Below are 12,802 nucleotides of genomic sequence, written 5' to 3'. Positions count from 1 at the left end.
TCACCTGCGCTTTCGCATGATCAACACTTTCACGAATTGTCGTCAACTCGACTGTCGCACTGCACCAAACCGTGGTTGACTGATTCCTGGTCGCAGCTTCTGTGTTCGTACGCTCTTCGATGTGCAAGCGCTCGCAGGATCTTTTGTTGCGAGCGGTGTGCTTTGTGCTTCCTGAGGGGGTCAGAAGTACAGCGGTCGGAACGGGCCCGGCGAACTGGACGTGCTGTTCGTCGATTCCGGTATGAAAGAGAAGGAAAAGCATGGCACAGGGAACTGTGAAGTGGTTCAACGCGGAGAAGGGCTTCGGCTTCATTGCTCCGGAAGACGGTTCGGCTGACGTCTTCGTTCACTACTCCGAGATCCAGGGCAGCGGCTTCCGCACCCTCGAGGAGAACCAGCGCGTGGAGTTCGAGGTGGGCCAGGGCACGAAGGGCCCGCAGGCCACCGGAGTTCGCGCAGTCTAAGAGAAATATTTCGTTCGTTTCGAACGAGAAAATCCGCATGGGCGCGGTCGGCCAGACGTGCTCAGCTCGTCCCTCGTCACCTACGGGTGGCGGGGGACGGGTCGGTTTTCAGGTAAGCCCAGCCCGGATGTGAACTGTGGCAATGACAGTCCGGTTTCTCGGCTCGACTTGTGCAGCAGTGCAGCTTGATTCGGCAGGTCTCAATTCGTCGAAACCTGCACTGTCAAAGATTCGCCCAGCCGGCCGGCAATGTTGCGATGCCGGAAATCTTTCGTGTCCGCACTCGTGACCGAGCCTAAGTGTCTTACTGTCCCTTCTGTGGGTCAGCTGTCCTTCTTCTCTGCCGAATCGGTGCCGCCTGCGGTCACCGATCTCAGCGGGCTGCTTGCGGGGACAGGTCAGGTCGTGACGGCGAACTCGGCAGCGCGGGTTTCGGTCGTCGTCGCGCAATCGTGGCGAGCCCGTGCGATTGCGGGGTTCGTCGAAGAGTGCGGCCTGGCTGCGGAAATTGTGCAATCGCAGGAAGGGCACCCGCTGGTACGGACCGAGACGGTCCTCGACCTTGCGCCGCTGGCGTCGCAGTGGACAAAGGGTGCAGTGAAGTCGGTGCCGCACGGCTGGGTTCCCGGCCCGCGCGAGTTGCGTATCTGGGCGCTGGCCGACGGATATGGGGAGAACGACGGTGAGCGGTTCGTGCTCGGCCTCGATCCGCATGCACCCGAGACTCACACGCCACTGTCTCTGGCACTGATTCGAGCAGGTATCGCGCCGACGCTGATCGGCACGAGAGGCTCCAGTCCCGGACTCAGAATTACCGGACGAAGGCGTCTGACTAGGCTCGCGGAAAACATCGGTTCGCCGCCCGCTGCCGCAGATCCCGACCTCGGCTGGCCCCGCTTCTGACAGCCTTGTGAGGACTGAACTGCAGCTACGCGCGTACTGTGTGTAATTCTGGAGGGCCTGGGACCCGTTATTTACGGGGAACGGTGTAGCGCATCGGGGCGGTCCGCACACGATGCAAGCGATGTGAAAGGTACGGCACAGGTGGCAACACGAGACAAACCGGCGACGAGCGCGCCGGTTGCGGGACGAACTATACGTCGCCTCGTCATCGTCGAGTCACCCACAAAGGCGCGCAAAATCGCGCCGTACCTGGGCCGCGGATACACGGTGGAAGCCTCGGTCGGTCACATTAGAGACCTCCCGCGCGGTGCCGCCGATGTGCCGGCGAAATACAAGGGCGAGTCGTGGGCGCGACTCGGCGTGAACGTCGACCACGATTTCGAGGCCCTGTACGTCGTCAGCCCGGACAAGCGCGCGAAGGTCACCGAACTCAAGGGCCTGCTGAAGGACGCCGACGAGCTCTATCTCGCCACCGACCCTGACCGCGAGGGCGAGGCAATCGCCTGGCACCTGCTCGAGACGCTGAAACCGAAGATTCCGGTCCGTCGAATGGTGTTCCACGAGATCACCGAGTCCGCGATCCGCGCTGCCGCCCAAGACACTCGTGAGCTGGACAACGACCTGGTCGACGCGCAGGAAACCAGGCGCATCCTCGACCGGCTCTACGGCTACGAAGTAAGCCCGGTGCTGTGGAAGAAGGTCATGCCGCGGCTGTCGGCCGGCCGCGTGCAGTCGGTTGCGACGCGTGTGATCGTGCAGCGCGAGCGCGAACGGATGGCGTTCCGCTCCGCTGAGTACTGGGACATTCTGGCCAAACTGGACGCCGGCGCGGAAGCAAGCCCGCGGACGTTCGGTGCCAGGCTGGTCAGTGTCGACGGCTCGCGTGTCGCGTCCGGTCGCGATTTCGGGCCGGACGGCAAGCTGAAAGCCAGCACCGTCACGGTGATCGACGAGCCGTACGCGCGCCGGTTGGCCGAAGCGCTGAACGGCGTCGATCTCACGGTGTCCTCGGCCGAGTCGAAGCCGTACACCCGTAAGCCCTACCCGCCGTTCATGACGTCGACGCTGCAGCAGGAAGCGGGCCGCAAGTTGCGGTTCACCTCCGAGCGCACGATGCGCATAGCGCAGCGACTGTACGAAAACGGCTACATCACCTACATGCGTACCGACTCGACCACGCTGTCCGAGTCCGCGATCAACGCGGCGCGTGCTCAGGCGACCCAGCTGTACGGTCCCGAGTACGTGCACCCGACTCCGCGGCAGTTCACGCGGAAGGTCAAGAACGCGCAAGAGGCACACGAGGCGATCCGTCCTGCCGGTGACGTCTTCGCAACCCCGGGCCAGTTGCATTCGTCGCTCGATCAGGACGAGTTCCGGCTCTACGAGCTGATCTGGCAGCGCACGGTCGCGTCCCAGATGGCCGACGCTCGCGGCACCACGCTGACGCTGCGCATCACCGGCGTCGCAGGTACCGGCGAGGAATGTACGTTCTCCGCGTCCGGCCGCACGATCACCTTCGCGGGCTTCTTGAAGGCATACGTCGAGAGCGTCGACGAAGAAGCCGGCGGTCAAACCGACGACGCCGAGTCACGGCTGCCGGTCCTCGAAGAGGGCCAAGCGGTCACGGCGACCGAGCTGAATCCGGACGGCCACACGACCAACCCGCCCGCGCGCTACACCGAAGCCTCCCTCATCAAGGTACTCGAAGAGATGGGGATCGGTCGGCCGTCGACGTATGCCTCGATCATCAAGACCATCCTCGACCGCGGCTACGTCTACAAACGTGGCAGCGCGCTGGTGCCGGCCTGGGTCGCGTTCGCTGTAATCGGCTTGCTCGAAGCACATTTCGGCCGGCTGGTCGACTACGACTTCACTGCCGCGATGGAAGACGACCTCGACCAGATCGCCGGTGGCCTCGAACAACGCGGAAACTGGCTGACCAACTTCTATTTCGGTGGCGACAAGGGCGTCGATGGATCGGTTGCTCGCTCCGGTGGCCTGAAGCGGATGGTCGGCGAGCGGCTCGAAGAGATCGATGCCCGAGAAGTCAACTCCATCAAGATGTTCGAAGATTCCGAGGGTCGAGACGTCTTCGTCCGGGTCGGCCGTTTCGGTCCGTATCTCGAACGGTCCGTGCGCAATCCGGATGACCCCGACGGCGATGCCATCTCGCAGCGCGCGAATCTGCCAGATGATCTGCCGCCCGACGAGTTGACCGTCGAGCTCGCCGAAAAGCTGTTCGCTACACCGCAGGAGGGCCGCAAACTCGGCTCCGATCCGGCCACCGGACACGAAATCGTTGCCAAGGAAGGCAGATTCGGTCCGTACGTCACCGAGATCATCCCCGAACCGGCTGCGCCGGTGGAAGATACGACCAAGCCGCCCGCAAAGAAGGCTGCGAAAAAGGCTGCTGCTCCCAAGCCGCGGACCGGCTCGCTGCTGAAGTCGATGGACCTCGAGACGATCACACTCGAAGATGCGCTGCGGCTGCTGTCGCTGCCGCGAGTTGTCGGCACCGATCCGGGTACGGGCGAGGAGATCACCGCGCAGAACGGCCGCTACGGTCCGTACCTCAAGCGTGGCACCGACTCTCGTTCGCTCGCGAACGAAGAGCAGATGTTCACGGTCACGCTGGACGAAGCGGTTGCGATCTACGCGCAGCCGAAGCAGCGCGGTCGGCAGGCATCTGCGGCGGCACCGCTGCGGGAGCTCGGCAACGACTCCGCGACGGACAAGCCGATGGTGATCAAGGACGGCCGGTTCGGCCCGTACGTCACCGACGGTGAGACCAATGCCAGCCTGCGCAAGGGCGACGAGGTCGAGTCGATCACCGATGCGAGGGCGTCCGAGCTGCTCGCCGATCGTCGTGCACGCGGCCCGGTGACTCGCAAGAAGGCACCCGCCAAAAAGGCGCCGGCGAAGAAGTCCGCAACGACAGCCGCGAAGAAGGCGGCTGCGAAAAAGACGACCACCGCTGCGAAGAAGGCACCCGCGAAGCGAACGGCAGCCGCAAAAAAGAGCTGAGCAATTAAGGACAGACGCTGTCCGCAATTGCCTCTAACGTGTGGTTCATGACAAACACCGAACGCGAAGACCTCATCACGATGCTTGCCGACCAGCGCGAGCAGTTCCGCATCGCCGTCAGTGGACTCGACGAGACCCAGGCTCGGCTGCGGTCGACCGTGAGCGAGTTCACGCTCGGCGGCCTGCTCCATCACGTGTCGAACTGCGAAAAGCACTGGCTGGAGGTCGTCGTCGAGCGCGACGAAAACGCCGAGATGGATATGTCCAAGGCCGCCGAAGAGTATGTGATCGGCGATCACCAGACAGTCGACGGACTGCTCGCTGAGTGGGACAAGATCGTTGCGCGGACCGAAGAGGTCGTCCGGGGCGTCGCGAGTCTGGACGATGTGGTTCCGCTTCCGACCGCGCCGTGGGCGCCGGAGCGCGAATGGTGGACGGTGCGGCGGATCCTGCTCCACGTGTTCCGCGAGATCGCGCACCACAGCGGGCACGCGGACATCATCCGCGAAAGCATCGACGGCTCGAACACGACGTTCAAACGCGCGGGCATCGACCCCGAGACCGCCGCGAGCTGGGCTGCGGAGTGGAACTGACGCTGTCGGTGGGCGCCGCTACTGTGTAGCGGTGGCCGGGGTATTCGATCGTCTGGTGGGGCAGCAAGCCGTCGAGGCAGAGTTGACGGCTGCTGCCGTCGCCGCGCGGCGTGGCGCGGCAGCGGCGGGATCGTCCATGAGCCACTCGTGGCTGTTCACCGGTCCGCCGGGGTCGGGGCGGTCCGTCGCCGCACTCGCCTTTGCCGCCGCGCTGCAGTGCACCGATCCGGGAACTCCCGGGTGTGGTCATTGCCGGGCCTGCACGACCACTATGGCCGGTACACATGGCGATGTGCGGCGTGTCATTCCCGAAGGCTTGAGCATCAGCGTCGACGAGATGCGGGCGATCGTCCAGACTGCGGCCAGGCGGCCGAGCACGGGCGAGTGGCAGGTCGTGCTGATCGAGGACGCCGACCGTCTCGGCGAGCGTGCGTCCAACGCGCTGCTGAAGGCGGTCGAGGAACCGCCAGCGAAGACGGTGTTCCTGCTGTGTGCGCCGTCGACCGATCCAGAAGACGTCTCGGTGACCATCCGCTCTCGCTGCCGGCATATCCACCTCGTCACACCGGGCGTGGAGGCGATCGCGCAGGTCCTTCGCGAGCGGGACGGGCTGGCGCCCGATGTCGCCGAGTGGGCCGCATCGATCTGTGGTGGTCACGTGGGCCGGGCGCGGCGCCTTGCGACCGACGTCGGTGCGCGCGATCGCCGTCTCCAGGCACTCGGCTTGGCCGATGCGGCCGCCCGTGCGGGCCGTGGCTACGAGGCGGCGGAAGAGCTCGTGAAGGCCGCGGAAGCCGATGCGGTTTCGATGAGCGCCGAGCGTGACGAACGTGAGACCGAAGAGCTGCGTACCGCGTTGGGTGGCGGCGGGACGGGCAAGGGCGCTGCCGGCGCGCTGCGCGGGTCGGTCGGCGCCCTGAAAGACCTGGAACGCAAGCAGAAGTCGCGGCGGACGAGGTCGAGCCGCGATTCGCTGGACCGTGCCCTGATCGACCTGGCCGGGCTGTATCGCGATGCACTGGCGGTTCGGATGGGAGCAAGCGTGGCGCCGACGCATCCCGACATGGCGAACGACGTTGCCAAGCTGGCGAACCGGGCCTCGCCAGAGGGTTTGCTCCGTTCGGTCGAGGCGATTCTGGAATGTCGCGAGGCCATCGACCTGAATGTGAAACCGAAGTTCGCCGTCGCGGCCATGGTGGCCACTTTGAGCGCCGCAAAGTAGCGTTTGAGCAGCCAATTTTCGTCTAGCCCAGGAGACACGATAGACTCGCCTGCGCCGCAAGGCACGCCGCCTTAGCTCAGTCGGTAGAGCATTTCACTCGTAATGAAAAGGTCAAGAGTTCGATTCTCTTAGGCGGCTCCAGCAGAAAGGCCCCAACCCAGCGCAAGCGGGTCGGGGCCTTTCTCGTCTGTCAGGCTCGTAGTCGGTCAAAAGCAGACCACGACCCAGTTGCCGTAGACGTCGTACTCGTAATAGCAGTACGACGAGCTGACCGGTTCGGTGGTGGACGCTGCGGCGGCGACTGCGGGTCCGGCGCCGATGGCGACGGCCGCGGCGATGCCGACAACGGCGGCAGATGCGCGAATTCTGTTCTTGAACATGATGTTTCGATCTCCTGAATGGGTCTTCCCGTGGTCCTGCTTGCGAATAAAATATTCCCGTTCTGCCCCACGGATTGTCGATGGGCAGAACTCCCCCGTAGGTGACTCGGGTACGCTGCGGCACTGAGCTGATGGTTCGTCGGGGGACTTGAGAGATAAGAGGGAACATGCGCCGATCGTCCTTGTTTGCCGTTGTCGCTATTGCGGGGTTGCTGGTCTCGGGCTGCGGCTCCGACGACAGCTCTTCGGGCGGAGGCGACAAGCCGAGTACGTCGCTCGCGGAACTGCTGCTGACCGAGCCGGAGCTGCCAGCGGGGGCGAAGATTCAGCCGGTGCCGCAAGAGCAGCTCGCAGCTCAGGCCGAGCAACTCATTGAAATCATGGGCTCGGCGGAGGTGAACCCGCCGGAGTGTGCGACGAGCCAGAAGGACCTGTCCGAGTTCTCGCACGAGTTGCTGCAGAACGGTTCCCTCGTGGCCGCGTCCGGCGCCAACGGTGAGCTTTTCCTCGAGAGCGTCATGAACAGCGAGATGGACCTCGGCCGGATCGACTCGGCCATGGGTGGCACGTGCACCAACATCACCATGAAGTTCAGCGTCGAGGGGCAAAGTTCCGAAGGCGCGGTCGAGAACGTGAAGCTGACGGTGCCGGCGGAGCTCGGGGACATCGACGCCATTGCCTACAGCACCAAATCGACCTCGACGACCGGCGGAATCGGACCCGTCGAATCGACGACGATGCAGGGCATCGCCGTAATTCGCGGGTTGACCGTCAACGTCGGAGTTCGCGGCGAGAAGCCGGATCAGGCAGCCTTCGACCAGCTCTTCGTCGCGGCTGTCAAGAAGGTCCAAGCTGCCGAGTAGCGAAATGTGACTCGTCTGACCCTCCGGTGAAATCCCTGCTCAGCGTGGATGTTTCGACAGAATCGCTGGTCAGCGGCGGTGGGACGGCTGCGTTGACTTCCGTAGGCTTTCGGGATGTCACAACTAGCAATCGAACTGACCGAGGCAGGCCGAGTCTGGCTTATCCAGCGTCCGATCGAGATCGTTGCGTACATAGCTCTCGCCCTGCTGATCCGTTTTCTCGCGCATCGCGGGATCGACCGGTTGACGAAGCCACGGTCGGGTGGCGGTCCGTCGCTGCTGCGCCCATTGCGGGAGCGAGCGTCCGCCGAGGCTCGTGGGTCGAGGCTGAGCGAACGCCGGGCCCACAGGGCAACCACTATCGGCTCGGTGCTCAAGTCGACTGCGTCGATCGCGGTGCTCGTCTGGTGTGTGCTGCAGATTCTCTCGGCGGTCGGGCTGGACGTCAGACCGTTCCTCGCGTCGGCCGGCATCCTCGGACTCGCGATCGGGTTCGGTGCGCAGAACTTGGTTCGCGACTTCCTGTCGGGGATCTTCATGTTGCTCGAGGACCAGTACGGCGTCGGTGACGTCGTCGATCTCGGCGAAGCTGTCGGCACGATCGAATCCGTGGGTCTGCGCGTGACGACGCTCCGAGACGTCAACGGCACCCTCTGGTACTGCCGCAACGGCGAAATCATCCGGGTCGGCAACATGTCCCAGGGTTACGCGGTCGCCGTCGTCGACCTGCCCGTCGCGCACGCGTCCGACATCGACCGGGCTTGCGACGTCGCACAGCAGACCGCGGAAGAAACAGTGACTGCTTCGAACATCGAGTCCGACGTGCTGGAGCCGCCCGAGTTCCTCGGCGTGCAGAAGGTGACTGCCGACGGCGTCACCTTGCGCCTGACGGTGAAGGTCAAGGCATCGCGCCAGTGGGCGGTCCAGCGGTCGATTCACCGCGCTGTTCTCGACGCCTTCGCGGCGGAAAAGATCCGCGCACCGTACCCGAACGGGCTTCCGTACACGTCCAGTACGGCCTAGTTCGCAAGTTGCCTTCGGCGACCGGGCCGCGCTACGGTCCTGGCCATGATGGCGCGTTCCGGTCTTCGTCGAAAGCTCCTGGCTGCATTGCCGCTTGCGGTCGTAGCCATGCTGATCGCGGCGTCGCCGGGTTCCGCCGATCCCCGCCCGAGCGGCCCGGATGTGTCGGGTTGGCAGCATCCGAGCGGCGCACCGATCGACTGGTTCGCAGTCAAGAGTGCGGGCCACGACTTCGCTCTCGTGAAGGCAACCGAAGGCACCAATTACGTCAACCCGCATTTCCAGCAGGACACCGCGAGCATGCGTGCCGCAGGCGTACTGCGCGGTGCGTACCACTTCCCGCGGTTCGACCAGAACAATCCCGAGGAGCAGGCACTCTTCTACGTACAGAACGTGTTCCAGCAGAACGTTCTCGGTTCGCTGCCGCCGATCCTCGACGTCGAGCGTAGTAACGGTATGCCTGCCGACGTCATCATCAACTGGATGCACCGCTGGCTGACGACCGTGAAGGTGCTGACCGGACGTAACCCGATCGTCTACACCTGCCCCGGCTTCTGGAAGTACGAAGTTGCCAACTCGAACCAGTTCACGAGCTACCCGCTGTGGATCGCGGACTGGACTGGCAGCCCGCAGCCCGAGTTGGTCGGCGGCTGGCCGAACTGGGTCTTTTGGCAGCAGACCGATCGTGCAAACATCCCCGGGATCGACGCGCCGAGCGACAGCAACGTCTACAACGGCGACATGGGTCCGCTGATGGTGTGGGCCAATACCCCGTACTACATTTCGATGGGCAGCAGCTAGCTACGGAAGTTCGATCGACAGCCCGTGGCGGAAGACGTTCCCCGGGTCCCAACGTGCTTTGACCTGCTGTAGGCGTTGGTAATTCGCGCCGTAGTACAGCGTGTGCCACGGTACGCCCGAGCCGTTGTACCGCGGATCGCGAAGGTCCGGATCGGGATAGTTGATGTAGCTGCCGCCGGTCGCTCCGCCCGGCACCGGAACGCCGCCCGTCGTGGCGAAGAGATTGCTGTACAAGCTTCGAATCGCTTGCACCCGTTCACCTTCGGCTGCGGGGTTGCTCCACGAGCCCAGCAGTACCATCGTCATGAACGAGTCGCGCGCAGGCATCGCGGTGGCATCGGACGGCCGTGAATTGATCGCGCCACCCATCGGCACGAACTCCATTCCCGACTCCATACCGCCGCTTTGCGGACTCATCAGATATCGATAGATCAGTCGAATCTGGTCGGGTGACAACGCCTTTCGCAAGAATGCGGCCTTGTATGCGCCGGGGCGCGGTGCTGGTCCGCGGGGCGTCGACACCTGATTCATGTGATCGAGGAACGAACGGCGAACGGGCGGCGTGACAATCGGAGGCGGCCAGATTCCCTCGACGAGTGCGGAGACGAACTCCGCGTGCAGCGCATCCGCGTCGGGACGGTCCGCCGCCAACTGCGTGGTCACCTGGCTGAAGCTACCGACCAGCGAGCCGACATTCAGCGCCGCGAAGAGGTCTGCGAAGCGCGTACCGCTCGCGGTGTTCTGCTCGAAGATGTTCAGGTAGTTGCCGACAAATCTGGTGAACGAATTCTCATCGGCCACAGGCAGATAGATCGATGCGCTGAGCATCTGTCGGGGCGGTTTCGGCAGTAGCGCATCGAGAGAGCTGCCGTCGGTATCGTGTGAACGCAGCAGGAATCGGGTGATCACGCCGAAATTTCCGCCGCCACCGCCGGTGTGGGCCCACCACAATTCGGGGTTGTTCTCCCGTGTGGCGAGTTCGAGGGACGCGTTGCCGTCTTTGTCGACGACGACGATCTCGACGCCGTAGAGGTGATCGACGACCGCACCGTGCGTGCGCGACAGCGCACCGAAGCCGCCGCCGGTCGCGTGTCCGCCGACTCCGACGCCGAGGCAGGTGCCACCGGGAATCGTGACACCCCAGCCGCGAAAGAGCTTCTCGTACACCGTGCCGAGGTCCGCTCCGGCACCGACCGCGTAGGCGCGAAGGCCCTCGTCGTATCGCACATCGGTCAGCTGCGACAGATCGATGATCGCTCTGTTTTCCGGGCTGTCGACGAAATTTGCGAAGCAATGCCCGCCGGACCGTGGTGCACACCGCAGGCCCTCGTCCAGCGACTGCTGGACCGCTGCGGTTGTCTCCGCGGGTGTTCCTGGCAAGAAGATCTTCTCCGGACTGCCACGAAAGCGAGGGTTGTAGCCGCGGCCCGCCAAGCGGCGAAAGTCTGCGTCCGCGGGCCCGAGCGCGAGTGCGGTTCGGCGCTCCGGCACAGCGCCCGCGAACGGCGGGAACCCGAGGGTGATCGCGGTGCCGCCGAGGGCAGCGGCGCCGAGCAGCAGTCGTCGCCGCGACAGTTGCCTCATGCTTGGACAACCTAGTTGCCCGGCCCGAATCCGTGGCCTCAACCCTGTGGCAGCGCACACCTCACCGCACCTTGAGCCCGTTTTAATGGTACGAATCCGGGGGACGGTATGTTTTCGGGAGGTAGCGGGATGGCAGAAGGCGAATGGGTCGAACTCACCGACGCGCTCGACAAGCTCGAGAAGCAGTTGGCTGCGCGCGCTGAACAGAACGGTTTCGAGCTTGGCAAAGTCGAAGTCGAACTCGAAGTGCAGCTGCGCAGCGACGGCGATTCGGCGCCGATCTTCGGTGTGGTGACCTCGAACGGTGCGGATGAGCCGATCGGGCCGGTCCACCGGATCAAGACCTCGCTCCATCCGGCGCGACCTGGACTTCCACTCAAGGGCGCACGGCACCGGCGGACCTGATTAGTCTTGATGGCGAACGTCGTCGACCAGGGAGTTCGCCTTGTCATTTCCTGAACAGCCGTCCGATCCCCAGCAGCCGAACCTGAACAAGACGCCACCGCAGTACGGCCCTCCGCCACAGTACGAGGCGCCTCAGTACGAGGCGCCTCAGTACGCGGCACCCCAGTACGGCGCACCGCCGCAGTACGGGCAGCAGCACGGCGCCCCACCGCCGCAATACGGCGCGTACGGGTACGCGCAGCAGCAGTACGGTGCGCCACCCACCTACGACTACGCGTCCTGGGGCGCGCGAGTCGGTGCGTCGCTGCTGGACGGTCTGCTGACGCTACCCATCACGATCCTGATGGTCGCGGGTTTCTTCGTCCTCTTTGCGGGCGCCGAAGTTACCGAGTACTCGGACGGGTCGATCAAAGAAGTAGATCTGAACAGTGGCGGCGTGACGGCGGGGGTCGTCTTGATCGTCCTCAGCGTCGTCGGCGGTCTGGCGTTCACTATCTGGAACGTGATCGTGCGCCAGGGTCGGACCGGTCAGACGATCGGCAAGAAATGGGTCGGCATCACGACGATTGGCGAGCGGACCGGTCAACCGCTCGGTGTCAGCACGTCCTTTCTCCGATACCTACTCGCTTCGATCCTGACGAGCGCGTGCTTTCTCAACGTGCTGTGGCCGTTGTGGAGTGACAAGAAGCAGTGCTGGCACGACATGATCATCAATTCCGTGGTGATCAGGCAGCAATGACGCCGCAGGCTGTCGACTCTCGCGTCGGTTGGCGGGCTCTCGGTCCGCCGACCCTCGTCGCGGGCGTCGGCATCGGCGCGACAGTGCTCCTGCATTTCCGCGACCCGCACCAGCAGTACTCGTACGGGGTGTGCCCGTTTCATTTCGTGACGGGTCTGTGGTGTCCCGGTTGCGGCGGGATGCGCGCGGTCAACGATCTGACGTACGGCGATGTCGGCGCTGCGCTGTCGAGCAATGTCCTGATTGCGCCGCTGATCGTGCTGCTCGGTGTCTCGTGGGTGCTCTGGGTGCGAAAGCGGTGGCGCGGTGAAAAGGGCAGGATGATCGTAGTGAACCGCAAAGTTGGAACCGGCGTGCTCGTCTTCCTCGCCGTGTTCACGATTCTGCGAAATACGCCCTGGGGTTCGTGGTTGGCCCCGGCCTGACGGAGGCAGAAGTAGATGTTGCTTCAGATATTTTCGATCGTGCTCGTGGCGGGCGCGATCGTTGCCATGATCCCGGTTGCGCGCCAAGTCTTTCGGCGATCCGACGAAGACCGTGACACGGGTGGCGAATGACGGGCTCAGGTGACAGCGCCAGCGTCGACGGGCATGCTCTACAGATGACCGAATCGCTCAAGGCGCGGGTACGGGAGAAGTTGCTCCGGCAGATCACCGAGGACGGCTGCGACCCCGGTTTCGAAGCGGATACCGACGACCCGAGGCTGATCTCGCTTGCCGCGGATCTCGCTGCCCTGGATGAGGCCGCAGAAGACGACCCTGTTGTCGAAGACCTGGCGACGAGGTATTGGGTGCCCTGAAG

14 protein-coding genes and 1 tRNA gene are annotated in these 12,802 nt (G+C 64.1%); 13 read left to right on the top strand and 2 right to left on the bottom strand.

Annotated elements, in window-relative coordinates:
- Positions 1-260 precede the first annotated feature (260 nt).
- The 6 genes from JGU72_RS15220 to JGU72_RS15195 all read left to right on the top strand — a co-directional run bounded on the left by JGU72_RS15220 (position 261) and on the right by JGU72_RS15195 (position 6,347).
- Positions 261-464 carry a cold-shock protein gene (locus JGU72_RS15220; RefSeq protein WP_005248460.1) on the top strand — a complete coding sequence of 68 codons (204 nt, stop codon included), beginning with the start codon at positions 261-263 and terminating at the stop codon, positions 462-464.
- Positions 465-782: 318 nt separating this feature from the next.
- Positions 783-1,367, top strand: coding sequence for a hypothetical protein (locus tag JGU72_RS15215; protein WP_199684814.1), 585 nt, complete (start codon positions 783-785; stop codon positions 1,365-1,367).
- A 141-nt stretch (positions 1,368-1,508) separates the two neighbouring features.
- Complete coding sequence (topA, locus tag JGU72_RS15210) at positions 1,509-4,391, top strand: type I DNA topoisomerase (protein WP_199684813.1); 2,883 nt, start codon at positions 1,509-1,511, stop codon at positions 4,389-4,391.
- Between the two features lie 47 nt (positions 4,392-4,438).
- Positions 4,439-4,984, top strand: a complete 546-nt coding sequence (locus tag JGU72_RS15205) for a DinB family protein (protein ID WP_199684812.1) — start codon at positions 4,439-4,441, stop codon at positions 4,982-4,984.
- Between the two features lie 31 nt (positions 4,985-5,015).
- Positions 5,016-6,206, top strand: a complete 1,191-nt coding sequence (locus JGU72_RS15200) for a DNA polymerase III subunit delta' (RefSeq protein ID WP_199684811.1) — start codon at positions 5,016-5,018, stop codon at positions 6,204-6,206.
- Positions 6,207-6,271: 65 nt separating this feature from the next.
- Positions 6,272-6,347 (top strand) — tRNA-Thr (locus tag JGU72_RS15195).
- 65 nt (positions 6,348-6,412) lie between these two features.
- On the opposite strand, the gene JGU72_RS15190 is transcribed toward JGU72_RS15195, so the two are convergent.
- Complete coding sequence (locus JGU72_RS15190) at positions 6,413-6,586, bottom strand: hypothetical protein (RefSeq protein WP_199684810.1); 174 nt, start codon at positions 6,584-6,586, stop codon at positions 6,413-6,415.
- A 167-nt stretch (positions 6,587-6,753) separates the two neighbouring features.
- Here JGU72_RS15190 and JGU72_RS15185 point away from each other — a divergent pair, with 167 nt between their 5' ends.
- The 3 genes from JGU72_RS15185 (at position 6,754) to JGU72_RS15175 (ending at position 9,273) form a co-directional block, all read left to right on the top strand.
- Positions 6,754-7,449, top strand: coding sequence for a hypothetical protein (locus JGU72_RS15185; protein WP_199684809.1), 696 nt, complete (start codon positions 6,754-6,756; stop codon positions 7,447-7,449).
- Between the two features lie 114 nt (positions 7,450-7,563).
- Complete coding sequence (locus JGU72_RS15180) at positions 7,564-8,472, top strand: mechanosensitive ion channel family protein (protein WP_199684808.1); 909 nt, start codon at positions 7,564-7,566, stop codon at positions 8,470-8,472.
- A 48-nt stretch (positions 8,473-8,520) separates the two neighbouring features.
- Positions 8,521-9,273: a glycoside hydrolase family 25 protein gene (locus tag JGU72_RS15175; RefSeq protein WP_199685331.1), complete on the top strand. Its 753-nt coding sequence runs from the start codon at positions 8,521-8,523 to the stop codon at positions 9,271-9,273.
- On the opposite strand, the gene JGU72_RS15170 is transcribed toward JGU72_RS15175, so the two are convergent.
- Entirely contained in the window at positions 9,274-10,857 is a 1,584-nt protein-coding gene (locus JGU72_RS15170) for an FAD-binding oxidoreductase (RefSeq protein ID WP_199684807.1), read from the bottom strand.
- 129 nt (positions 10,858-10,986) lie between these two features.
- Between JGU72_RS15170 and JGU72_RS15165 the strand changes: the two genes are divergently transcribed.
- From JGU72_RS15165 to JGU72_RS15150, 4 genes are all read left to right on the top strand, one after another.
- On the top strand, positions 10,987-11,262 hold the full coding sequence (locus tag JGU72_RS15165) for a trypco2 family protein (RefSeq protein WP_199684806.1): 276 nt from the start codon (positions 10,987-10,989) through the stop codon (positions 11,260-11,262).
- Between the two features lie 40 nt (positions 11,263-11,302).
- The gene (locus JGU72_RS15160; protein ID WP_199684805.1) at positions 11,303-12,001 is read left to right on the top strand and encodes an RDD family protein; all 699 of its coding nucleotides are present in this window, start codon (positions 11,303-11,305) and stop codon (positions 11,999-12,001) included.
- Complete coding sequence (locus JGU72_RS15155) at positions 11,998-12,426, top strand: DUF2752 domain-containing protein (RefSeq protein ID WP_199684804.1); 429 nt, start codon at positions 11,998-12,000, stop codon at positions 12,424-12,426. The genes JGU72_RS15160 and JGU72_RS15155 overlap by 4 nt, the downstream gene beginning before the upstream one ends.
- A gap of 176 nt (positions 12,427-12,602) precedes the next feature.
- The gene (locus JGU72_RS15150) at positions 12,603-12,800 is read left to right on the top strand and encodes a hypothetical protein (protein WP_199684803.1); all 198 of its coding nucleotides are present in this window, start codon (positions 12,603-12,605) and stop codon (positions 12,798-12,800) included.
- The last annotated feature ends 2 nt before the right edge of the window (positions 12,801-12,802 follow it).

This window comes from Antrihabitans auranticaus (assembly GCF_016481275.1).
Lineage (GTDB): Bacteria > Actinomycetota > Actinomycetes > Mycobacteriales > Mycobacteriaceae > Antrihabitans.
Note: the sequence above shows the minus strand (reverse complement) of the source record. Positions and strands in the feature narration are given on the sequence as shown.